Annotated in this window: 23 protein-coding genes and 1 tRNA gene; 18 read left to right on the top strand and 6 right to left on the bottom strand. The window is 71.4% G+C overall.

Annotation, left to right across the window (positions count from 1 at the left end; translation table 11 throughout):
* Positions 1 to 107: 107 nt before the first annotated feature.
* Positions 108 to 341 carry a hypothetical protein gene (locus tag ELQ40_RS12510; protein WP_127793982.1) on the bottom strand — a complete coding sequence of 78 codons (234 nt, stop codon included), beginning with the start codon at positions 339 to 341 and terminating at the stop codon, positions 108 to 110.
* 179 nt (positions 342 to 520) lie between these two features.
* Between ELQ40_RS12510 and eno the strand changes: the two genes are divergently transcribed.
* The 6 genes from eno to ELQ40_RS12480 all read left to right on the top strand — a co-directional run bounded on the left by eno (position 521) and on the right by ELQ40_RS12480 (position 6,107).
* Entirely contained in the window at positions 521 to 1,801 is a 1,281-nt protein-coding gene (gene eno / locus ELQ40_RS12505) for a phosphopyruvate hydratase (protein ID WP_127793981.1), read from the top strand.
* 110 nt (positions 1,802 to 1,911) lie between these two features.
* The gene (locus tag ELQ40_RS12500; RefSeq protein ID WP_127793980.1) at positions 1,912 to 2,616 is read left to right on the top strand and encodes a septum formation initiator family protein; all 705 of its coding nucleotides are present in this window, start codon (positions 1,912 to 1,914) and stop codon (positions 2,614 to 2,616) included.
* A complete protein-coding gene (locus ELQ40_RS12495; protein WP_127793979.1) occupies positions 2,613 to 3,200 on the top strand; it encodes a DUF501 domain-containing protein in 588 nt (195 codons plus the stop codon). The genes ELQ40_RS12500 and ELQ40_RS12495 overlap by 4 nt, the downstream gene beginning before the upstream one ends.
* Positions 3,197 to 4,453: a S8 family serine peptidase gene (locus ELQ40_RS12490; RefSeq protein ID WP_127793978.1), complete on the top strand. Its 1,257-nt coding sequence runs from the start codon at positions 3,197 to 3,199 to the stop codon at positions 4,451 to 4,453. The genes ELQ40_RS12495 and ELQ40_RS12490 overlap by 4 nt, the downstream gene beginning before the upstream one ends.
* A 33-nt stretch (positions 4,454 to 4,486) precedes the next feature.
* On the top strand, positions 4,487 to 5,929 hold the full coding sequence (locus tag ELQ40_RS12485; protein WP_127793977.1) for an NAD(P)/FAD-dependent oxidoreductase: 1,443 nt from the start codon (positions 4,487 to 4,489) through the stop codon (positions 5,927 to 5,929).
* A 105-nt stretch (positions 5,930 to 6,034) separates the two neighbouring features.
* Positions 6,035 to 6,107 (top strand) — tRNA-Leu (locus tag ELQ40_RS12480).
* 48 nt (positions 6,108 to 6,155) lie between these two features.
* On the opposite strand, the gene ELQ40_RS12475 is transcribed toward ELQ40_RS12480, so the two are convergent.
* Positions 6,156 to 7,079: a Ppx/GppA phosphatase family protein gene (locus ELQ40_RS12475; protein WP_127793976.1), complete on the bottom strand. Its 924-nt coding sequence runs from the start codon at positions 7,077 to 7,079 to the stop codon at positions 6,156 to 6,158.
* A gap of 85 nt (positions 7,080 to 7,164) precedes the next feature.
* On the opposite strand from ELQ40_RS12475, the gene ELQ40_RS12470 reads away from it, so the two are divergent.
* The 7 genes from ELQ40_RS12470 to ELQ40_RS12440 all read left to right on the top strand — a co-directional run bounded on the left by ELQ40_RS12470 (position 7,165) and on the right by ELQ40_RS12440 (position 13,895).
* Positions 7,165 to 7,761 carry a TetR/AcrR family transcriptional regulator gene (locus ELQ40_RS12470; RefSeq protein ID WP_164863581.1) on the top strand — a complete coding sequence of 199 codons (597 nt, stop codon included), beginning with the start codon at positions 7,165 to 7,167 and terminating at the stop codon, positions 7,759 to 7,761.
* The gene (locus ELQ40_RS12465; RefSeq protein ID WP_127793974.1) at positions 7,758 to 9,032 is read left to right on the top strand and encodes an MFS transporter; all 1,275 of its coding nucleotides are present in this window, start codon (positions 7,758 to 7,760) and stop codon (positions 9,030 to 9,032) included. The genes ELQ40_RS12470 and ELQ40_RS12465 overlap by 4 nt, the downstream gene beginning before the upstream one ends.
* Positions 9,029 to 10,300, top strand: coding sequence for an alanine racemase (locus ELQ40_RS12460; RefSeq protein ID WP_127793973.1), 1,272 nt, complete (start codon positions 9,029 to 9,031; stop codon positions 10,298 to 10,300). The genes ELQ40_RS12465 and ELQ40_RS12460 overlap by 4 nt, the downstream gene beginning before the upstream one ends.
* The gene (locus tag ELQ40_RS12455; RefSeq protein ID WP_127793972.1) at positions 10,297 to 11,610 is read left to right on the top strand and encodes a D-arabinono-1,4-lactone oxidase; all 1,314 of its coding nucleotides are present in this window, start codon (positions 10,297 to 10,299) and stop codon (positions 11,608 to 11,610) included. The genes ELQ40_RS12460 and ELQ40_RS12455 overlap by 4 nt, the downstream gene beginning before the upstream one ends.
* A 133-nt stretch (positions 11,611 to 11,743) precedes the next feature.
* Positions 11,744 to 12,310, top strand: a complete 567-nt coding sequence (locus ELQ40_RS12450; RefSeq protein ID WP_127793971.1) for a LemA family protein — start codon at positions 11,744 to 11,746, stop codon at positions 12,308 to 12,310.
* Positions 12,311 to 12,336: 26 nt separating this feature from the next.
* On the top strand, positions 12,337 to 13,212 hold the full coding sequence (locus tag ELQ40_RS12445; protein ID WP_127793970.1) for a M48 family metalloprotease: 876 nt from the start codon (positions 12,337 to 12,339) through the stop codon (positions 13,210 to 13,212).
* A gap of 38 nt (positions 13,213 to 13,250) precedes the next feature.
* Positions 13,251 to 13,895: a GNAT family N-acetyltransferase gene (locus ELQ40_RS12440; protein ID WP_127793969.1), complete on the top strand. Its 645-nt coding sequence runs from the start codon at positions 13,251 to 13,253 to the stop codon at positions 13,893 to 13,895.
* A gap of 15 nt (positions 13,896 to 13,910) precedes the next feature.
* Here the strand turns inward: ELQ40_RS12440 and ELQ40_RS12435 are convergent, their stop codons facing one another.
* Complete coding sequence (locus ELQ40_RS12435; protein WP_127793968.1) at positions 13,911 to 15,149, bottom strand: winged helix-turn-helix domain-containing protein; 1,239 nt, start codon at positions 15,147 to 15,149, stop codon at positions 13,911 to 13,913.
* A 71-nt stretch (positions 15,150 to 15,220) separates the two neighbouring features.
* Between ELQ40_RS12435 and ELQ40_RS12430 the strand changes: the two genes are divergently transcribed.
* Positions 15,221 to 16,513, top strand: a complete 1,293-nt coding sequence (locus tag ELQ40_RS12430; protein ID WP_127793967.1) for an AI-2E family transporter — start codon at positions 15,221 to 15,223, stop codon at positions 16,511 to 16,513.
* Positions 16,513 to 17,757 (top strand): threonine ammonia-lyase, encoded by a 1,245-nt coding sequence (gene ilvA, locus ELQ40_RS12425; protein WP_127793966.1) that lies wholly within the window; start codon positions 16,513 to 16,515, stop codon positions 17,755 to 17,757. Before ELQ40_RS12430 ends, ilvA begins: the two co-directional genes overlap by 1 nt.
* A 110-nt stretch (positions 17,758 to 17,867) precedes the next feature.
* Here the strand turns inward: ilvA and greA are convergent, their stop codons facing one another.
* Together greA and ELQ40_RS12415 are read right to left on the bottom strand one after the other, a co-directional pair.
* Entirely contained in the window at positions 17,868 to 18,359 is a 492-nt protein-coding gene (gene greA, locus ELQ40_RS12420) for a transcription elongation factor GreA (protein WP_127793965.1), read from the bottom strand.
* Positions 18,360 to 18,432: 73 nt separating this feature from the next.
* Complete coding sequence (locus tag ELQ40_RS12415) at positions 18,433 to 18,843, bottom strand: DUF4307 domain-containing protein (RefSeq protein ID WP_164863579.1); 411 nt, start codon at positions 18,841 to 18,843, stop codon at positions 18,433 to 18,435.
* A 91-nt stretch (positions 18,844 to 18,934) separates the two neighbouring features.
* Between ELQ40_RS12415 and ELQ40_RS18790 the strand changes: the two genes are divergently transcribed.
* A complete protein-coding gene (locus ELQ40_RS18790) occupies positions 18,935 to 19,282 on the top strand; it encodes a hypothetical protein (RefSeq protein ID WP_164863578.1) in 348 nt (115 codons plus the stop codon).
* A gap of 4 nt (positions 19,283 to 19,286) precedes the next feature.
* Here the strand turns inward: ELQ40_RS18790 and ELQ40_RS12410 are convergent, their stop codons facing one another.
* Positions 19,287 to 20,093: a hemolysin III family protein gene (locus ELQ40_RS12410; RefSeq protein ID WP_127793963.1), complete on the bottom strand. Its 807-nt coding sequence runs from the start codon at positions 20,091 to 20,093 to the stop codon at positions 19,287 to 19,289.
* 58 nt (positions 20,094 to 20,151) lie between these two features.
* On the opposite strand from ELQ40_RS12410, the gene ELQ40_RS12405 reads away from it, so the two are divergent.
* A complete protein-coding gene (locus tag ELQ40_RS12405) occupies positions 20,152 to 20,937 on the top strand; it encodes an isoprenyl transferase (RefSeq protein ID WP_127793962.1) in 786 nt (261 codons plus the stop codon).
* 58 nt (positions 20,938 to 20,995) lie between these two features.
* The gene (locus tag ELQ40_RS12400) at positions 20,996 to 22,108 is read left to right on the top strand and encodes an aminotransferase class V-fold PLP-dependent enzyme (protein WP_127795291.1); all 1,113 of its coding nucleotides are present in this window, start codon (positions 20,996 to 20,998) and stop codon (positions 22,106 to 22,108) included.
* The last annotated feature ends 201 nt before the right edge of the window (positions 22,109 to 22,309 follow it).

Genomic DNA, 22,309 nt, shown 5'->3' with positions numbered 1-22,309 from the left:
CGGTCAGCACGCCTGACGGAGGTCCGGTTCCGTGCACGAGCGCAGCCGTCGGGTCATACATCGCAAGCCCGATCTCTCCAGCTCTGCTCAGCTCGGCTCCGCCCAGGTCAGCGGCGCATTCCGCCGTCGCCGGGACCGGCCGGGTCGATGCCGGGGTCCTCGACCTCGATGAACTCGACGTCGGTCTCCTCGACGTCCACGTCGTCGTCCTTCGGGACCTCGGCGGACACCGGCAGCTCGGAGTCGGTGTACTCGCCCTCGACCAGTGGGGGCTCCGGCACGGGCTCGCCCGGGATCTCCGCGTCGGTGTACTCGCCCTCGGGCGGCAGGCGGTCGGTCATGGCGTCCTCCGATCATCCGGGCGGCGCGATCACGCCGCTTCGCGGCCGATGCTAGGCCGACGTGCCGTCGGCCGCGAGGGGCTTGACGCGCGTGCGCGGCGTTCCGCCCGGCGCCCTAGACTTGCCTGCGGATTACGACGGGGTCTTCCGAAAGCCGTTCCAGCACAGAGGAGAGAACTGTGGCATTCATCGAAGCTGTAGGCGCACGCGAGATCCTGGATTCTCGCGGCAACCCGACCGTCGAGGTCGAGGTCCTGCTCGACGACGGGTCGCTCGCGCGGGCCGCGGTGCCCTCGGGCGCATCGACCGGAGCCTTCGAGGCGTACGAGCTGCGCGACGGCGACAAGAGCCGCTACCTCGGCAAGGGCGTGCTCAAGGCCGTCGACGCCGTGATCGACGAACTCGGGCCCGCCATCGAAGACCTCGACGCCTCCGACCAGCGCCTGGTCGACGCCGCGCTCATCGAGGCCGACGGCACCGAGAACAAGAGCCGCCTCGGCGCGAACGCCATCCTCGGCGTGTCGCTGGCCGTCGCGAAGGCCGCCGCGGACTCGGCCGACCTGCCGCTGTTCCGCTACCTCGGCGGACCGAACGCCCACGTGCTGCCGGTCCCGCTGTTCAACGTCATCAACGGCGGCGAGCACGCCGACAACGGCATCGACATGCAGGAGTTCTTCCTCGCGCCGATCGGCGCCGACACCTACTCGGAGTCGCTCCGCTGGGGCACCGAGGTCTACCACACCCTCAAGGGCGAGCTGAAGGCCGCGGGCTTCGCGACCGGACTCGGCGACGAGGGCGGCTTCGCCCCCGATCTGCCCAGCAACCGCGAGGGCCTCGAGTTCCTCGTGAAGGCGATCGAGAAGGCCGGCTTCACTCCCGGCACCGACATCGCGCTCGGCCTCGACGTCGCCGCGACCGAGTTCTTCAACGACGGCGTGTACCGCCTCGACCAGAAGGACTGGTCGGCCGACCAGCTCATCGAGTACTACGAGGGCCTCGTCCGCGACTTCCCGATCGTCACCATCGAGGACGCGCTCGCCGAGGACGACTGGGACAACTGGAAGACCCTCACCGACGCACTCGGCTCCAAGGTGCAGCTCGTCGGCGACGACCTGTTCGTCACGAACCCGCAGCGCCTGGCCGACGGCATCAAGCGCGGCGTCGCGAACTCGCTGCTCGTGAAGGTCAACCAGATCGGCACGCTCACCGAAACGCTCGACGCGGTGAGCCTCGCGCAGCGCTCGGGCTACACGGCCATGCTGTCGCACCGCTCCGGCGAGACCGAGGACACCACGATCGCCGACCTCGTGGTCGCGACGAACGCGGGTCAGATCAAGGCTGGCGCGCCCGCCCGGAGCGAGCGGGTGGCCAAGTACAATCAGCTTCTGAGGATCGAAGAGGAGCTCGGAGACGCCGCGGTGTTCGCGGGTCGTTCCGCGTTCCCGCGCTTCACGGCATAACGCCGGGGAGCCCGGCGAACGGGGGCGGCCGCACGGCCGCCCCCGTTCGTCGTACCGGGCCCACAGGATGTCCCTGGTCGCACCCGATCGGGACCGAGCGGAGGAGGGCGATGAGCGCCGCACCACGTCGCCCCGCCGATCCGGCTCGGGGCAGGGGCACGACGGGCCCGAAGGGCGCCGGAACCGCGAAGGATTCGACGAAGTCCGCCAGGGGAACGAGCCCGGCGAAGGGCGCGAAGCCCGCCAAGGGGTCGAAGCCGTCGAATGGAGCCGAGCCGGCGAAGGGCACGAAGGCCGCGACGGGCACCAAACCGTCGAAGGACGCGACGCAGTCGTCCGGTCGCCCGCCGCGTCAGCCGTCGAAGCCCCGGCAGGCCTCCGGCGCCGCCCGCGCGGGATGGCTGAGCGGCATCCGCTTCTCGGGATTCTCCGTCGTGATGATGGGCGTCATCGTCCTCGCGGTCGTCGTGCTGGCGCCGACGATCGCGGCGTTCGCCGAACAGCGACAGCGCATCGCCGACCTGCGCGCCGAGGTCTCCGCCCAGGAGGCCGGCGTGCTCGAACTGCGCGAGCAGCGGGAGCGGTGGGACGACGAGACCTACGTGATCACGCAGGCGCGCGAGCGGCTGTACTACGTGCTGCCCGGAGAGATCAGCTACCTGGTGATCGACGACCGCTCCGAGGCGGCGAAGGCGGCGTCCGCGACCGACGTGTCGGCGGAGGTCACCGAGACGAAGGGCGACTGGATGCGCACCCTGCTGGCGTCCGTGATGACCGCGGGCCTCACGCCCGCCGCCGAGGGGGCCGGACGATGACCCGGCCGCCGTTCGAACCCGTCACCGAGCGCGACATCCGCATCGTCTCCGCCCAGCTCGGCCGCCCCGCACGCGACGTCGTCGGCATCGCCGCGCGCTGCGTCTGCGGTGCGCCGACCGTCGTGTCGACGAAGCCCCGCCTGAGCGACGGCACGCCCTTCCCGACGTTCTACTACCTGAGCCACCCCGCCGCGACCGCGGCGATGAGCTTCCTCGAGGCCGCACAGGTCATGGTCGAGTGCAACGAGCTCCTCGCCGCGGACGACGACGTCGCCGCGGCGTACCGGACCGCGCACGAGGGCTACCTCGCCGATCGCGGCCGGTTCGGCGACGTCGCGGAGATCGCCGGGGTCTCCGCGGGCGGCATGCCGACCCGGGTGAAGTGCCTCCACGCCCTCGCAGGGCACGCGCTCGCCGCGGGGCCCGGCGTCAACCCGATCGGCGACCTCGCGCTCGAGCGCTCGACCTGGAGCCCCGACGTGTGCCAGTGCCCCGACTACGGGGTCGACGGCGTCGCGACGGCCCGTGCCGAGGCATCCGACGCGGTGTCCGGCGCCGACGAGGGCGGACGGCCGTCCGCGTGACGCGCCGCGCCGTCAAGGTCATCGCGACCGTCGCCGCGGCGGTCGCGCTGCTCGGCGTGGGCGCGGCGCCCGCGCGCGCCGACCTCGTCCGCGACCACGAGTACTGGCTGACCGAGTACGGTTTCACGACGGCGTGGAACACGTCGCGCGGCTCGGGCGTCAAGGTCGCCGTGATCGACACCGGCGTGAACGGGAACGTCGCCGAGCTGCGCAACGCCGTCGTCGGCGGCACGGATGCCTCGGGCATCGGCACGCCCGACGGGCAGACGCCCGTCGGCGAGGACTCCAACCACGGCACGATGGTCGCATCGCTGCTGGCCGGCCGCGGCACGAACCCGGGCGACGGGGTGCTGGGCGTCGCGCCCGAGGCATCCGTGCTGACCGCATCGGTGGCGTTCGGCACGGACACCGGTGCCACGATCTCGAACGACGACCAGATCGCGCAGGCGATCCGATGGTCGGTCGACAACGGTGCCGACGTGATCAACATGTCGCTCACCCGGAACACGCGCGACTGGCCGGAGAGCTGGGACGACGCGTTCATGTACGCGTTCGAGAACGACGTGGTCGTCGTCGCCGCGGCGGGCAACCGGGGGAGCGGGACCACGGAGGTCGGCGCACCCGCGACCATCCCGGGCGTCCTCACGGTGGCGGGCCTCGACCGCGACGAGAACGCGAGCTTCGACGCGAGCTCGCAGGGCATCACCATCTCGGTGTCCGCTCCGAGCGAGGACCTCGTCGGCGTGTTGCCGGACGGCAGCTACACGCTGTGGAACGGCACGAGCGGCGCGACGCCCATCGTCTCCGGCCTGGTCGCGCTCGTCCGGGCGGAGTTCCCCGACCTCGACGCCGCCAACGTGATGAACCGCATCACGGCGACCGCGACGCCCAAGGGCGACGAGGTGCCGAGCCCGCTGTACGGGTACGGCGTCATCGACCCGGTCGCGGCGCTCACCGCCGAGGTCGAGAAGGTCGACACGACGCCCGCCGAGGCGCTCGCCGAGTGGATCCGCGTGCACCGCCGCGCGGCGGGCGAGACTCAGGCGCCGGCCGAGCAGGAGGCGATCGTGCCGATCGCCGACCCGGTCGTGCCGAGGTCCGACAGTGCCAAGACGCTCCTGCCGACGCCGTGGACGCTCGCGTACATCACGGTGCCGCTCTCGCTGGTCGCCGGATTTGGTATCCTAGGAGCGCTGTTGGGCATCGGCGCCACTCGGCATACCAGGCGGACTGCTCGCTCGCGCGGGCAGTGATCGCATCCCTGAGATCCAAGGAGTCCATTCACCGTGCCCAAGATTCTGATCGTCGGTGGCGGCTACGCGGGGTTCTACACGGCGTGGAAGCTCGAGAAGTGGCTTCGCGCGGGCGAGGCAGAGGTGACGGTCGTCGACCCCCTGCCGTACATGACGTACCAGCCGTTCCTGCCCGAGGTCGCCGCGGGTTCGATCGAGCCGCGTCACGCCGTGACCTCGCAGCGCCGTCACCTGAAGAAGACCAACGTCATCACGGCGAAGGTCACCCGCATCGACCACGCGTCGAAGACGGCCACCATCACGCCCGAGGTCGGCGAGCCCTGGGAGTTCGACTACGACGTGGTCGTCGTGACCGGCGGCGCCGTGTCACGCACGTTCCCGATCCCCGGCGTCGCCGACAACGCGATCGGCCTCAAGACCATCGAGGAGGCCGTCGCGATCCGCGACCGCGTCCTCACCAACTTCGACAAGGCCGCGTCGCTGCCCCCCGGCCCCGAGCGCGACCGCCTGCTCACGTTCGTCGTCGTCGGCGGCGGGTTCGCCGGCATCGAGGTGTTCGCCGAACTCCGCTCGTTCGCGAGCGCACTGCTGGAGTACTACCCGCAGATCACCTTCGAGGAGACGCACTTCCACCTCATCGAGGCGATGGGCCGCATCATGCCCGAGGTCTCGCTCCCGACCAGCCACTGGGTCATCAAGCACCTCGCCCAGCGCGGCGCCGAGATCCACCTCGACACGCAGCTCACGAGCGCCGTCGACGGCCGTATCGAACTGTCGACCGGCGAGAGCTTCGAGACCGACCTGATCGTCTGGACCGCCGGCGTCATGGCGAACCCGGGCATCGTGCGCACCAGCGACCTCCCCGTCGAGGAGCGCGGCCGGATCCAGGCCCGCGCCGACCTCCGCGTCGGCGACGAGGACGACTTCGTTCCCGACGCCTGGGCCGCCGGCGACATCGCCGCCGTGCCCGACCTCTCGGGCGGCGGCGTCGGCGGCTACTGCGTGCCGAACGCCCAGCACGCCGTGCGCCAGGGCAAGCTGCTCGCGAAGAACATCGTCGCCGTGCTCCGCGGTGAGGAGCCCAAGGAGTACTTCCACAAGAACCTCGGCGCGGTCGCCGGCCTCGGCATCGGCTCGGGCGTGTTCCAGTCCGGCAAGATCGCCCTCAAGGGCCTCATCGCCTGGTTCGCCCACCGCGGGTACCACGGCCTCGCGATGCCGAGCTGGGAGCGCAAGTTCCGCGTCTTCTGGGGCTGGTGGAACAACTTCTGGCTCGGTCGCGACATCGTCGCGCTTCCCGGCCTGCAGCAGCCCCGTGCGCAGTTCGAGGCGTTCGCCGCCCGGCCCAAGCCGCCGGCCGCCGAGGCGCCGGTACCGGCCGTATCGAAGCCGGCGGCCAAGGCCGCAGCCGCCCCGAAGGGCGGCGAGCCCGCCGGCGCGGCCGAGAAGGCACCGGAGGCCGTCGCCGCGAAGTAACGCGAATCGGTCGCGATCGCGATCTGATCCGCCTTCGAGCGATCAGTAGTCTGGAACGCGGCGGTGTCCCCTGGGACGCCGCCGCGTTTCCCGTTCCACGACGGGGCTCCCGTAGCCCAACGGCAGAGGCAGGCGACTTAAACTCGCTTCAGTCTGGGTTCGAATCCCAGCGGGAGCACCTCCCGCGTCGGCGCCCGCTGTCGGCGAGCGCGTGGTCCCGACTCGCTCAGAGGCGGTCGAGCCGCCGGAGGATGAGCCCCTCGCGCAGCGCCCAGGGCGACACCTCGAGCTCCTGCACCCGGAACGCGCGCATCGCCTCGCTGAGCACGACGGCCCCCGCGACGATCTGGAACGTGCGGTCGGGCGTGATGCCGGGCAGGGCGGGGCGGGCGTCGGCGGGGATCCGTGCGAGCCTGGGCGTCCAGTCGTCGAGGCCCTTGAGGGTCAGGATCGCGCGTTCGGCCGACCCGGGTCCGTCTCCGGTGGTGCCGGCGAGCCTGGCGAGCGATCGGATCGTCTTCGACGAGCCGACGACGTGGTCGGCTCGGGGCTTCAGCGGGAAGTCCGCGACGACCCCGGCCAGCACCTTCCGTGCGTGGGCGCGGAGCGAGGCGACCTGCGCCTCCGACGGCGGGTCGTCGGGCAGGAACTCGATCGTCGAGCGGCCCGCGCCGAGCGGTACCGAGAGGGCGGTGTCTGGGTCTTCGTCGAGTCCCTGCGCGATCTCGAGGGAGCCGCCGCCGATGTCGAAGAGCAGGATGCGCTCCGCGCTCCAGCCGTACCAGCGGCGGACCGCGAGGAACGTCAGCCGGGCCTCGTCGGCGCCGCTGAGCACCTGGAGGTCGACCCCGGTTTCGCGCGTGATGCGCGCCATGACCTCCTCGCCGTTCGCGGCCTCCCGGATGGCCGAGGTCGCGAAGGGGAGCAGTTCGTCGATGCCGTGCTCGCGGGCCGCGTCGACGGCGTCCCGGATCGCGGTGACGATGCCCTCGACGCCGACCTCCCCGATGGAGCCGTCGGGTTCGAGGTAGCGCATGAGCCGCAGCACCGACTTGTGCGAGGCCGCCGGGATGGGCCTGGCACCGGGGTGCGCGTCGACGACGAGCAGGTGGACGGTGTTCGAGCCGACGTCGAGGACTCCGAGGCGCATAGTGCGAGCGTACCGAGCGTCGTGCATACTGGTGCGACTGGGACAGATGTCCCACTTCCACGGCGACGAGGTCGGAAGGAGCGAGGTGACCCGGATCCCCGCGCCCGAGCGCCGCCACGCGCTGATCGAGGCAGCCCTCCGCGTGGTCGCGCGCGACGGCATCGCGCAGGCGACGACCCGGGCGATCGTCGCGGAGGCCGGCATGAGCCTCGCGAGCTTCCACTACGCGTTCGAATCCCGCGACGAGATGCTCGACGAGCTCATCCGCACCGTCGTCGAGCGCGAGCAGTCGGCCCTGAACCCGCCGATGGACCCCGGGGTCTCCCTCCGCGACCGGATCGCACACGGGCTCCACCTGTACTTCGACCACCTGCGCGCCGACCCCGACCACGAGCGGGTGATGCTGGAGCTCACCCAGTACGCGCTGCGGGATCCCGAACGACGCCCGCTCGCGGTGGCGCAGTACGCACGGTATCGAGCCCTCGCGGCCGGGGCCCTCGAGCGCGGCATCGCCGGGTCGGGCTCGCGCTGGCGAGTGCCCGTCGAGCAGGTCGCGCAGGCGCTCGTCGCGATGACCGACGGGCTCACCATGACCTGGCTGGTCGATCGCGACGATGCGGCCGCGGGTCGCTTCATCGCGGCGGCCGCCGACACCATCGCGGGAATGGCGGAGGACGCATGACCGAACTCGACACCGACTCCGTGCAGCCCTCGACGGGCGCCTTCGCCGAACCCGAGCGCCGCATCGGAGCCGGATGGATCGCGGCGTTCGCGACCGCATGGCTCGGCATCTGGATGGCCCAGCTCACGCCCGTCCAGCTGCTCCTGCCCGCGCAGATCGACGAGGTGCTCCAGCCGGAGCACTGGACGGACAGCGTGCTCGCCTTCGGCATCGTGTCGGGGATCGCCGCCCTCTTCACGATCGTCGCCTACCCCCTGACGGGCGCCGCGTCCGATCGCACCGCCTCGCGCTTCGGTCGCCGTCGACCGTGGATCGCCGCCGGGACGCTCGTCTTCGCCGCCGCGCTCGTCGTGCTGGGCCTCCAGACGTCGATCGTGGGGATCGGCGCGGCCTGGGTCGCGGCATCCGTCGGCTTCTGCATCGTGACAGCGGCGATCACCGCGACGATCTCCGATCGCGTACCGGTCGAACAGCGCGGGTTCGTGTCCGGATGGATGTCGGCACCGCAGTCGGTCGGCATCATCGTCGGGCTCCTGCTCGTCACCACCGTCGTGACCGCCACGGCGCCGGCGTACGGCCTGTTGGCGGGGCTGCTCGTCGTGCTCGTGGTGCCGTTCCTGCGCACGCGCGACGTGCCACTGCGCGAGCGCGAGCGCGCGCGGGTGACCGCCCGGGGCATCCTCTCGTCGCTCTGGATCAGCCCGAGGGCGCATCCCGACTTCGGGTGGACGCTGACCGGCCGCATCCTGGTCTCGGTCGGGAACGCGCTCGGCACGAGCCTGCTGCTCTACTTCCTCATGTTCGGCCTGCGCGACCCGAACGCCGAGGACGACCTCCTCGTGCTCTCGCTCATCTACATGGTGTTCGTCATCGTCGCGTCGCTCGCGGGCGGGCGCCTCTCGGACCGGCTCGCTCGGCGGAAGGCCTTCGTGTTCGTCGCATCCGTGCTCCAGGCGGTCGCCGCACTGCTGCTCGCGCTCGTGCCCGACCTCACCGTCGCGATGGTCGCGGCCGGCATCCTCGGGCTCGGCTACGGCTGCTTCCTCTCGGTCGATCAGGCGCTCGCGACGCAGGTGCTGCCCGATCCGGCGGCCCGCGGAAAGGACCTCGGCATCATGAACATCGCCACGGCCGTGCCCCAGGCGCTCGGCCCGCTGCTCGGGGCGCTCGCGGTCGTCGCGACCGGCTCGTTCACCCTCGTGTTCGTGCTGAGCGCGGTGTGCGCGGTCGCCGGAGCGGTGGCCGTCTCGCGGGTGCGGAGCGTGCGATGACCCTCGACCTCGCCCTGGCCCCGCTCGACGGGATGCCCGCGCCCGAGCCGTGGCGCGACGCGGCGAGCTACTGGGGCGCGATCGACGCCGCGACCCGTGACCTCGACGCGCCCGTCGGCGTGCTCCACCTCGGGGCGCTCCGGCACAACGCGGCCGACATGGCGCGTCGCGCGAACGGCACGCCGATCCGCGTCGCATCGAAGTCGATCCGGGTGCGCGGCGTGATCGAGGCGCTGCTCGCGCTGCCCGCGTATCGCGGCGTCCTCGCGTACTCGCTGCCGGAGGCGATCTGGCTCGCGGGCGGCGACACCGGTGACGCCAGCGGCATCGACGACATCGTCGTGGGGTATCCGACGGCCGAACGCGGTGCCATCCGCCGGCTCGCGACGGATGCCGCGCTCGCCGCGCGGATCACCCTCATGGTCGACTCGCCCGCGCAGCTCGACCTCATCGACCGGGTCCTGCCGCCCGGACGGCGCGAGGAGATCCGCGTGTGCATCGAGCTCGACGCGTCGTGGAAGGCGCCGGTGCTCGGCCACATCGGGGTGCGCCGCTCGCCGGTGCACGCGCCGGAGCAGGCCGCCGGATTCGCCGCCTACGTCGCGGCGCGGCCCGGGTTCCGCGTCGTCGGGGTCATGGCGTACGAGGCGCAGATCGCGGGGGTCGGCAACCGCCCGCCGGGCCGGCCCGTCTCCGGGGCGGTCAACCGCTGGATGCAGTCGCGTTCGGCACCGGAGCTGTCCGAGCGACGCGCGCGCGCCGTCGCCGCCATCCGGGAGCGCGTCGACCTCGAGTTCGTCAACGGCGGCGGCACCGGATCGCTGGAGTCGACGGCCGCGGATGCCTCGGTGACCGAGATCGGCGCCGGGTCGGGCATCCTCGCCGGGCACCTGTTCGACGGCTACGCGCACTTCTCGCCGGCCCCCGCGGCGGCGTTCGGCCTCGACGTCGTGCGGCGTCCGAGCGGCGACCACGCCACCGTGCTGGGCGGCGGATGGATCGCCTCCGGTCCGCCCGGCGCCGACCGCCTGCCGGCACCCGTGTGGCCCACCGGCCTCGAGTACCTGGGTCGCGAGGCGGCCGGCGAGGTGCAGTCGCCGTTCGGCGGGCCGGGCGCGCGGGGGCTCAGGGTCGGCGACCGGGTCTGGTTCCGGCACACGAAGTCGGGCGAACTCGCCGAGCACCTCGACGCCTTCCGCGTCGTGGACGAGGGGCAGGTCGTCGACGAGATTCCGACGTACCGTGGCGAGGGACGGGTGTTCCTGTGACCGCGACCGGTGCGACGTGGCGCAACTGGGCGCGCACCGAGTCGGTCCGTCCCGCCCGCATCGAGCGTCCGGGTTCCGCGGAGGCGGTGCGCCGGGCGGTGATCGCGGCCGCCGAGGCCGGCCTGCGCATCAAGCCGGTCGGATCGGGGCACAGCTTCACGGGCATCGCCGCGGCACCCGACGTGCAGCTGGACCTCACCGACCTGTCCGGCGTGCTCGAGGCCGATGCCGACTCGGGCCGGGTGCGTCTCGCGGCCGGCACCAGGCTCCACCAGCTTCCGCGGTTGCTCGCGCCGTACGGGCTCGCGATGCCGAACATGGGCGACATCGACCGGCAGACCGTATCAGGCGCGATCTCGACCGGGACGCACGGGACGGGGCTCGGGTTCGGCGGCCTCGCCACCCAGGTCGTCGCGGCGCGACTGGTCACGGGCGGCGGCGAGTTCATCGAGGTGAGCGAACAGCACCGGCCCGACCTGCTGTCGGCGGTCCGGGTCGGCCTCGGCGCGCTCGGCGTGCTCGTCGACGTCACGCTGCAGCTCGTCCCGCGGTTCGTGTTGCACGCGGTCGAGCAGCCCGAGCCGTTGGAGGCGGTCCTCGACGACTGGGAGGCCCGCGCGCGCGGCGCCGACCACTTCGAGTTCTACTGGTTCCCGCACACCGACACGGCGCTCACCAAGACGAACACCCGACTGCCCGGCGACGCGCCACGCGACCCGCTCGGGCCCGTCTCGCGGTGGATCGACGACGAACTGCTCGCGAACGGCGTGTACCGGATGATCTGCGCCGTCGGCCGGCTCGCCCCCGGCATCATCCCGCCGTTCGCCCGCCAGGTCGACCGGTTCACCGGCGACCGCGACTTCACCGACTTCTCGCCCGCGGTGTTCACGACCAGCCGAACGGTGCGGTTCCGCGAGATGGAGTACGCGGTTCCGCTCGACGCGGTGCCCGCCGCGTTCCGCGAACTCGAGCGGCTCATCGAACGCCGCGGCTGGCGAATCAGCTTCCCGGTCGAGGTGCGTGCCGCCGCGCGCGACGCGAACTGGCTGTCGACCGCGTACGGACGCGAGTCGGGGTACATCGCCGTGCACCGGTACTTCCGCGAGGACCCGACCGAGTACTTCGAAGCGGTCGAGTCGATCATGCTCGACCACGGCGGCCGGCCCCACTGGGGCAAGATGCACACGCTCGGCGCCGACGAGCTGCGCGCACGCTACCCGCGCTTCGACGACTTCCTCGTCGTGCGGGACGAGCTCGACCCCGATCGACGGTTCGCGAATCCGTACCTGCAGCGCGTGCTGGGCGACTGAACCTGAGTCGTCGCCGCACTGCTCCCGTGGGCTTCCTGCCAGTCCGATGGGAAACACCGGGCGCGGTCAGGGCGGCTGGTTAGGATGAGCAGACCGTCCGATTCACCCCTCGCGCCAGCAAGGAGCCCTCGCCATGGAATGGCTCATTCCGGTCCTGATCGTCGTCGCGCTCGTCGTGATCGTCGGCATCTACCTCTGGGCGACGTACAACTCGCTCGTGACGCTGAACGTCCGCGTCGACGAGGCGTGGAGCGACATCACGGTGCAGCTCAAGCGACGCGCAGACCTGATCCCGAACCTCATCGAGACGGTGAAGGGCTATGCGGCGCACGAGAAGGCGGTCTTCGAGAACGTGACCCGGGCGCGCGCGGAGACGCTGCAGGCGCAGGGCCCGGCCCAGGCATCCGCCGCCGAGGACCACATGCAGCAGGCGCTGAAGTCGATCTTCGCGGTGGCGGAGGCGTACCCGCAGCTCCAGGCGAGTCAGAACTTCCTGCAGCTGCAGGCCGAGATCGTCGACACCGAAGACAAGATCCAGGCGTCTCGTCGGTTCTACAACGGCGGCGTCCGCGAACTGAACACGAAGATCAAGGTGTTCCCGAACACCCTGTTCGTCCGCGGGCTCGGCTTCACCGAGCGCGACTTCTTCGAGGTCACCGAGGCGGCGGCGATCGCCGAGCCGCCGCGCGTCCAGTTCTGACGGCACGGGAGCACTGACTCCACCCGATGTACCGCGCGATCGCCCGGAACAAGCGCAACACCGTCTTCACGATCCTGCTCTTCATCCTGATCATCGGCGGCCTCGCCTGGCTCGCCGCTGCGATCTACGGCGACCTCACGATCGTCGTCGTCACGCTCGCGATCGCGATCGGGTACGCCCTGATCCAGTACTTCACCGCCGATAAGCAGGCCATCGCGATGTCGGGCGCCGTAGAGATCACCTCGAAGGCCGAGCATCCCCGGCTGTGGCGCACGGTCGAGAACCTCTCGATCGCGACCGGCACGCCGATGCCGAAGGTCTACGTGATCTCGGATGCCGCGCCGAACGCGTTCGCCACGGGTCGCGATCCCGAGCACGCGATCGTCGCGGCGACCACGGGCCTGCTCGAGATCATGGACGACGCCGAGCTCGAGGGCGTGATGGCGCATGAGCTCGGCCACGTCCGCAACTACGACATCCGCCTCTCGATGATCGTGTTCGGCCTCGTCGTCGCGATCGGCTTCATCGCCGACCTGCTCGCCCGTATGGCGTTCTTCGGCGGCAACCGCAACAACGGCAACCCGATCGTGCTGGTCTTCGGCCTCGTCGCGATGCTCGTCGCGCCCCTCGTGGCGAGCATGGTGCAGCTGGCCGTGTCGCGGCAGCGCGAGTACCTCGCGGATGCCACCGCCGCGATGACGACCCGCCACCCCGACGCGCTCGCGAGCGCGCTGCTGAAGCTCGAGCAGTACGGGCGCCCGATGAAGCGGCAGAACTCGTCGATGGCGCATCTGTGGATCGCCGACCCGCTCAAGCCCGGCGTCATGGATCGGCTGTTCGCGACCCACCCGCCCATCCCGGATCGGGTGAAGCGGCTCCACGAGATGGGCGGGAGCTTCTAGCGTCGCCGTCGGTCCGGCATCCCATACGCTCGATTCCCATGGAACTCGTGGATGTCTGGCCGTTCGCCGACCTCAGCCTCCGCACGCCCCGGCTCGAGCTGCGACCCGTGCGCGACGACGACATCGCGGGTCTGGTCGAGGCCGCCCTGCGCGGCATCCACGACCCTGCGCGGATGCCCTTCGCGTTCCCGTGGACCGACGCGGAGCCGGAGGTGCTCGCGCGGGAGTTGGCACGTCACGTGTGGCGGGAGCGCGCAGGCATACGGCCCGAGGGCTGGACGCTTCTCTTCGCGGTCCTGGAGGACGGGGTGCCGATCGGGGTGCAGGACCTCCGCGCCGAGGGGTTCGCGGCCCTGCGCACGGTGTCGTCGGGGTCGTGGCTGACGGCATCGCGTCAGGGCGACGGACTCGGAACCGAGATGCGGGCCGCCGTGCTCTCGTTCGCGTTCGACCACGTCGGTGCGGTCGTCGCCGAATCCGGCGCGCTCGACTGGAATGCGGCCTCGCTCGCCGTGTCGAAGCGCCTCGGGTACCGCGACAACGGCATCAAACGGGTCATGTCGCGCGACCGCGTCGAGACCGAACAGCTCGTGCGACTCGAGGTCGGTGAGTTCGTGCGACCGTCGTGGACGCTCGACGTCTCGGGATTCGGAGACCGCGTGCGTGCTCGTCTCGGGGTCTGAGGGCGGCCGGCGCGGCTACGCCGCCCGGAGTTCGGCGTCGAGCGCGGGGGAGAGGTCGCCCCGGCCGGCGAGCACGATGTCGTCGAGGCCCTGCCACGCGGCGGCGTCGCGGAGCAGCGGCACGAGTCTCGCCGCGGTCTCTTCCGGCGCCCCCGGTTCGATCCACGCCGACTGCACTCGGAGCACACCGGCCTTGCGGTCGCTCTTGAGGTCGACCCGGCCGACGACGTCGTCGCCGATGAGCAGTGGCAGCGAGTAGTACCCGAAGATGCGCTGCGGCTCGGGCGTGTAGATCTCGATCCGGTAGTGGAAGCCGAAGAGCCGCTCGGTGCGCGGCCGGAACCACACCACCGGATCGAACGGCGACAGCAGGGCCGCCGCATCCATGCGCCGGGGTCGCCGGGCGTCGCGGTGCAGCCAGGCCGGCGTGGCGCGTGCACCGGTCTGCCAGCCGGGCACGACGACGGGCTGCAGGGTCCCGTCGTCGACGAGGTCCGCGATGGCGGGTTTCACCTGCGACCGGGTCATGCGCCAGTAGTCGGCGAGGTCGGCCTCGGTCGCGATGCCGAGCGCCGCGCCCGCGCGGCCGACGAGCTCGCGGACGGCGTCGGTGTCGGACACCTCACGGCCCAGCAGCTCCGCAGGGAGCGCCTGCTCGGGCAGGGCGTACACGCGCTCGAAGCGTCGCCGCTCGACGCACACCACCTCGCCCGTGCGGAACATCCACTCGAGCGTGCGCTTCACGTCGGACCAGCCCCACCACGGTCCGCGGCGCTCGTTCGCGTCGTGCTCGATCTCGCTCGCGCGCATCGGGCCCTTCGCCGTGAGCTCGTCGACGAGCCATGCCGACAGCGTCTGGTTCTCGCCGACCCAGCCGCCCCAGTCGCTGCCCTTCCGCGCGTACTCCGCCCGCCGGAACGCGAGCAGCGGCCACGTCTCGCGCGGCACGTATGCGGCCTGGTGCGCCCACGACTCCATGAGCCGGCCCCGGCGGCCGTTCGCGAGCCGGTCGAGCAGCGTGCGGTCGTACGGGCCGAGGCGGCTGAGCAGGGGCAAGTAGTGGCTGCGCTCGAACACGTTGACGGAGTCGATCTGCAGGAGGCCGAGGCGATCGACGACGCCTGCGACCTGCCGGGTGCCCGGGGTGACGGCACCGCCGACCGTGTTCGATGCGCGGCCGAAGCCCTGCGCGGCCAGCGCGATCCGCCGCGCGAGCGCGGGGCTCACGGTGTCGATCCGGGGAGAGGCATCCATCGACACGACGCTATCGGTGACCACCGACAGCGCATACCGGCCGCGGAATCCACCCCGCCTAGACTGGAGCGATGACGGACTCGAGGGGGCGAGGTCGACGCTGGCTCGGCCGACGACGCGGCCTGGCCGCGCGTCGAGAGCAGGCGCCGCCTCACGGGCAGGCACCCGGCGACGCGCCGGCCGACGACGCCTCGTTCCCCGGCCTCGCCGAGCCCGAGCGCACCCGCACCGACGCGGCGGAGTCCGTGCCCTACGGCATGCGCCTCGCGGCCGCATGGTCGTGGCGGCTGCTGCTCGTCGGCGGTGTCGCTGCCGTCGTCATCTTCCTGATCATCCAGCTGCGCTACATCGTCATCCCGCTGCTCGTCGCCGTGCTCCTGAGCGCCCTGCTCGTGCCGCTCTCGCAGCTCCTGCAGCGCATCCGGTGGCCGAAGTGGCTCGCCGTCACCGTCTCGATGCTGACCGCGCTCGTGGTGGTCGGGGGGCTGCTGACGCTCGGCATCTCGCAGATCGTGCGCGGGTCCGACGAATTGGCCGACCAGTCGGTCGTCGCGTGGAACGACCTGCGGACCTGGCTCGTCGACGGCCCCCTGCACCTCACCGAGACGCAGATCGACGACTGGCTCGCACAGGCGCTCCAGACCATCCAGAGCGAGTCGAGCGTGATCTGGAGCGGTGCGCTGTCGGTCGGATCCACGGTCGGACACTTCCTCGTGGGCATGCTGCTCGCCCTCTTCGCGACCATCTTCATCCTGATCGACGGCCGCGGCATCTGGAAGTGGATCGTCGGCATCTTCCCCAAGCGGGCGCGCGCGGCCGTCGACGGGGCCGGGCTCTCCGGGTGGAGCACGCTCCAGAACTTCGCGAAGGTGCAGATCCTGGTCGCCACGATCGACGCGATCGGCATCGGCGCCGGTGCTGCCCTGCTCGGAGTCCCGCTGGCCGCGCCGATCGCCATCCTCGTGTTCCTCGGTTCGTTCATCCCGATCGTCGGCGCGGTCGCGACAGGCGCCCTCGCCGTGTTCGTCGCGCTGGTCTACAACGGCTGGGTCATCGCCCTCGTGATGCTCGGCGTCGTGCTGCTCGTGCAGCAGGTGGAGGGGCACATCCTCCAACCGCTCATCATGGGGACCGCCGTGAAGGTGCATCCGCTCGGCGTCGTCGTCGCCGTCGCGACCGGATCGCTCCTGGCGGGAATCCCCGGGGCGCTCTTCGCGGTTCCCGTCACCGCCGTCGCGAACGTCATGATCGCGTACATCGCCGGCGGCTCCTGGAAGTCGAACGCGCCGCCTTCGGCTGTGGAGACGCGGTCGCCCGTGTGGCGCACCGTCCCGAGCAAACCCGGATTCCGGCGAGGAGCATGATGGTCGTGACACAGGTGTACCCGGGGCCGACGCTGGCCGAATTCGAGGGGGCGCGAGAGGTCGTCGCCCGAGTGGCGCGACGCACCCCGATGGAGTCCTCCCGGTTCCTCGAGCGCGAGCTCGGCGCCCCGGTCTACCTCAAGTGCGAGAACCTGCAGCGCACCGGGTCGTACAAGCTCCGCGGTGCGTTCAACCGCCTGAGCGCCCTGACGCCCGCCGAGCGCGAGCGCGGCGTCGTCGCGGCCTCGGCGGGCAACCACGCGCAGGGCGTCGCGTATGCGGCGCGCGAACTCGGCATCCGCGCCACGATCTTCATGCCCGTCGGCGTCGCGCTCCCGAAGCTCGAGGCCACGCGCGCCTACGGCGCCGAGGTCGTGCTCGCGGGCGCGACCTTCGGCGAGACGGCCGCGGCCAGCGTCGCGCACGCCGAGCAGACCGGCGCGGTCTTCATCCCGCCGTTCGACCACCACGACGTGATCGCCGGCCAGGGGACCCTCGGCCTCGAGATCCTCGAGCAGGCGCCGGATGCCTCGACGATCGTCGTTCCCATCGGCGGCGGCGGCCTCGCGGCAGGTGTCGCGAGCGCCGTGAAGCAGCGCGCCGCGCAGCTCGGCCGTGACGTCCGGGTCGTCGGCGTGCAGGCCGCGAACGCGGCACCGTTCGTGCCCTCGCTCGCGGCCGGCGCGCTCCAGGAGGTGCCGGTCGTGCCGACGATCGCCGACGGCATCGCCGTGTACCGGCCCGGAGCCATGACCTTCGAGGTCATCCGCGAGGCGATCGACGAGGTCGTCACCGTGACCGAGGACGACATCGCACGAGCCCTGCTCGTGCTGCTCGAACGCGCCAAGCTCGTGGTCGAGCCCGCCGGCGCCGTCTCCGTCGCCGCCCTCATGTCGGGTGCCGTGCAGACCGACGGGCCCGTGGTCGCGGTGCTGTCGGGCGGCAACATCGATCCGCTGCTCATGCAGCGCGTCATCGCGCACGGCCTCGCCGCGTCGGGCCGGTACCTCACGGTGCGGCTCGGCCTGCCCGACCGCCCCGGCCAGCTCGTGCGGGTCGCCGAACTCCTCGCGGGCACGCACGCGAACGTCGTCGAGGTCATGCACACCCGCCACGGGCGCGGCCTGCAGATCTCCGAGGTCGAGATCGACATCTCGGTCGAGACCCGCGGGCCCGAGCACCGGGCCGAGGTGGTCGAGGTGCTGCGTCGCGCCGGCTACGAGCCGGTCGTCCTCGACGACTGAGCGCGGCGGTCCTGCGTCGCGCGGGCGGGCGTCGCACAGGCGGACACGAGAACGGCGGATGCCCCGGCCCGGGGCATCCGCCGTTCTGCGACGTGCGGTGACGTGGCGGGCTACTGGCCGCCCCAGGTCTCGACCTTGCGGACCTCGACCGAGATCTCGCGCCCGTTCGGTGCGGTGTAGGAGGCGGATTCGCCCTCCTTGAGCCCGAGGATCGCGGCGCCCAGCGGCGACTGCTCGCTGAACACGTCGAGCTCCGAGTCGCCGGCGATCTCGCGGCTGCCGATGAGGAACGTCTCCTCGTCGCCGGCGATCACCGCGGTGATGACGGTGCCCGACTCGACGATGCCCTTCGAGGCCGGGGCCTCGCCGACCTGGGCGGTGCGCAGCAGCTCCTTGAGCTGGCGGATGCGGGCCTCCTGCTTGCCCTGCTCGTCCTTCGCGGCGTGGTACCCGCCGTTCTCCTTGAGGTCGCCCTCCTCGCGGGCGGCCTCGATGCGCTTGGCGATCTCCTCGCGGCCGGTGGTCGACAGCTCCTCGAGCTCGCCGGCGAGCCGATCGAAGGCCTCCTGGGTCAGCCAGGTGACGGTGGCTTCCTGTGCCATGGTGCACACTCCAGTGATTCAGACGTGTCCGGATAGACGTGTCGCCCCGCAACGGCGGGGCGAAGCCCACAGTCTAGGTCAGCCAGCAGTGCTCGACCAAACCCGTGTTCGCCTCCTGGGCGACGCGCACCGTCTCGGTGAACGTCCGGGTGTACCGGTCGGATGCGGGGATCTCGACGACCTTCCATCCGACGACGGTGAAGTCGTCGTTGAACGCCTGCACGACGCACGCGGTGTCGTTGCCCGCGGGCACCGAGAGGCGCCAGGTCACCTCGACCGCGCGCTCGTCGTTCAGCAGCGTGTGCCCGGTGCCGGCGACCTCGATCGACGGACGCTGTCCGTCGAGCCCGGCCCAGACGACCCACGACACGAGGACGACCGCGAACGCGATCGCACCGGCGATCAGGAGGCGCCGATCGCGGCGACGATTGCGCGAGGTGCGCCCGTAGCGTGCGTCGAGGGAGGCATCGGGTACTGACTGCACTCCCGGCTCCCTCCGAATCGCATCGACTAGGCTTCCTCCCAGCCTAACCCGCTCCGCGGAGGCCGACTCCCAGACGAAGGAACCACCACCCGTGCACCAGTTCGCCGCGCCCCTGATCGTCCTCGCCGCGGGGCAGGACGAGTTCGACCCGAACGACGTCACGCCGGGCGTCGCCGGATTCGTGCTCACGATCCTCGTGATGGTGGCCGTGGTCTTCATCGGCATCGACATGGTCCGGCGCGTGCGGCGCGTGAACTACCGCGCCGAGGTGCGCGCGCAGATCGAGGCCGAGCAGCAGGCGGCCGCGGCGGCCGAAGCCGGCGACGTCGACGGCGAGGCCGTGGACGGCGGGTCCGCCCGGGGCGGGGCATCCGGCCCGGCCTCAGGGTCCGATGCATCCGGCACCGAGGGTTCCGGCCCCGGCGAGCCGACGCGCTGAGCGATCAGCCCGCGTGGTACGCGGGCTGCATGGCGATCAGCAGCGTCGCCGTCCAGTGGCACATGAACGCGAGCACCGTGCACACGTGGAAGATCTCGTGGAAGCCGAAGTGCCCCGGCCACGGGTTCGGCCGCTTGAGCCCGTAGACGACCGCGCCGATCGTGTAGAGCACGCCGCCGACGATCACGAGCACCATCATCGCCACGTTGGCGTTCACCAGGTCGCCGATGTACATGATCGCCGCCCAGCCGAGGAGCAGGTAGATCGGCACGTACAGCCATCTGGGCGCGGAGATCCAGAAGACCCGGAAACCGATGCCCAGCAGCGCGCCGCCCCACACGATCGCGAGGAGCAGCCAACCCTTGTCCGGAGGCAGGGCGAGGATCGCGAGCGGCGTGTAGGTGCCGGCGATGAGCAGGAAGATGTTCGCGTGGTCGATCCGCTTCAGGATCACCTTCGTCTTCGGCTTCCAGTCGAACCGGTGGTAGAGCGCGGAGTTGCCGAAGAGCAGCATCGACGTCAGCATGAACACGGCCGACGCCCACTTCGCCGGCGCACCCTCGGCGAGCACGATCAGCACGATGCCCGCGGCGATCGTGATCGGGAACGTCGCCGCATGGATCCAGCCCCGCCACGTCGGCTTCAGCTCCGTCGGATCGGCGACGGATGCGTCGAGCAGCGGGATGTTCGGGATGTCGTGACCCCGTCGCTCGTCGGCGGCGACGGCGGCGTCGGCGGGATCGAGTTCGGCCACCGGGTGGGCCAGGTGCTCCGCGACGTCTTCGTGCTCGCGGTGATCGCTGGGGGTCATGGCGCAAGCGTAGGCCCGCCCGATCACGGGTTGCTGTGAGGAGGGGTAGCGTAGGCACGTGCAGAACAGCGATCGACCCCGCGGTCGCGGCCTCCTCTACCGCGTCTACGAGCGTCGGCTTCGCAGCGGACTCGACGACGCGCCCATCCCGCGCCACGTCGCGATGATCATCGACGGCAACCGACGGTGGGCGAAGCAGCTCGGCTACGAGACAGCCGCGCACGGCCACCGTGCCGGTGCTGCGAAGGTGCGCGAGTTCCTCGAGTGGTGCGACGACCTGGGCATCCAGGTGGTCACGCTCTACCTCCTCTCGAGCGACAACCTCGTCAGCCGCGCCACCGACGAACTCACCGACCTGATCGAGATCATCGCCGAACTCGCCGAGGAGCTCAGTCACTACCGCGACTGGCGGGTGCAGCACGTCGGCAGCGACGCCGGCCTGCCGGCGCCGCTCGTCGCCGCGCTCGACGCGGCCGAGCACCGCACGGCCGACAAGCGCGGCCTGCACGTGAACCTCGCGGTCGGCTACGGCGGGCGCACCGAGATCACCGACGCCATGCGCGCGATCGTCGCGGCCCACCACGCCGAGGGGCGGAGCCTCGACGACCTCGCCGAACGGCTCACGCCCGAGCTCATCGGCGAGCACCTGTACACCGGCGGCCAGCCCGATCCCGACCTGGTCATCCGGACCTCGGGCGAGCAGCGGTTGAGCGACTTCATGCTCTGGCAGGCGGCCCACAGCGAGTTCTACTTCGTCGAGGCGCTCGGGCCCGACCTGCGCCGGGTCGACTTCCTGCGCGCCATCCGCGACTACGCGAAGCGTCATCGGCGATTCGGCGGCTGACACCGGAGGTGTCTCGTCTGCCAAGATATGCCTCGGAGAAGGGGGCGCATACGTGAGCATGGAAGCGTATCTCGACGGGTTCCAGGAGGAGCCGGGCTACCTCGACTACGGGCGCGTCGGTCCGTTGTCGCGGACCGTGGTCGAGGAGTCGGCGGCGCTCAGCCTGTCGCTGGAGCGAGCACGTCACGGCGGACTCGACGTGTTCGGCGAACAGGACGCGCGCGTGCGCGCCGCCGCGAGCGCGGTCATCGGATACCCCGCCGAGCGCATCGTGTTCCAGCCGAACACGACGATGGGCCTCATGCACGCCCTGTTCGGCATCACCGGCCCGGTGCTGCTGTCGCCCGACGAGTTCCCGAGCCTGCCGATCGCCGCGGTGCGGGCCCAGGAGGCGCTGCACGTGGTGCAGCCCGTCTGGCTCGAGACCGACCAGGGCAAGGTCACGCCCGCCGGCATCCGCGACCAGCTCGAGCAGAACGTCGCCGCCGTCGCCGTGAGCCTCGTCGACGCGCGCACCGGGTACCTGTGCGACATCGAGGGCATCCGCCAGGTCATCGGCGACCGCCTGCTCATCGTCGACGCCATCCAGGGCTTCGGCGTCGTCGACGTGCCGTGGGAGGTCGCCGACGTCGTCGCGACCGGCGGACAGAAGTGGTGCCGCGCCGGCTGGGGAACCGGCCTGCTCGCGTTCTCGGAGCGCGCACTCGACCAGCTCACCCCGGTGTTCTCGGGCTTCAGCGGCACCGAGGAGGCGGAACCCTGGGGTCATGTGCCGCCGCCCGCGCCTGGCGCGTCGGCCTACCGGGTGTCCAACCCCGACCCGATCGCGCAGGCCCGGTTCGCGACCGCCCTCGAGGAGCTCGCGTCCGTCGGGGCGTCCGCGGTCAGCTCGGCCGTCGCCGAGCGCGTGAGCCGCGTCATCGAGGTGGCCGACGAGTTCGCGATGCCCGTCGTCAGCTCGCGTGACGAGCAGGAACGGGCCGGCATCGTCGTGATCGAGCCGCCGTCGGAGCAGGTGGCGCTGCTGACCGCTTCGATGCACAACCACGGCATCACGGCGACGACCCGGCAGGGCCGGGTGCGGCTCAGCGTGCATGCGGCGACGAGCGACGAGACGCTCGACATGCTGCGGGCCGCGTTCGTGTCGTACTCGACGGCAGCCACCTACTGACGCGACGAGTCCACGGAGGCTCGCGGCTCGCGCCGAGCTGTGTGAACGGCGTGTGACATTTCGCGTGTCGAAGCCACGGATCGGTCGCGGCGGACGTACGGTCGGGTCATCGGGCAAGGTGCCCGTTCGAGTCGGCTCGTGAACCGCTCGTTGGAGGATCGCCGGCCGGCCCGAGGAACCGAGCGAATGCGCTCGGGGCGG

The sequence above is a fragment of the Agromyces sp. LHK192 genome, assembly GCF_004006235.1.
Taxonomy (GTDB): domain Bacteria; phylum Actinomycetota; class Actinomycetes; order Actinomycetales; family Microbacteriaceae; genus Agromyces.
Note: the sequence above shows the minus strand (reverse complement) of the source record. Positions and strands in the feature narration are given on the sequence as shown.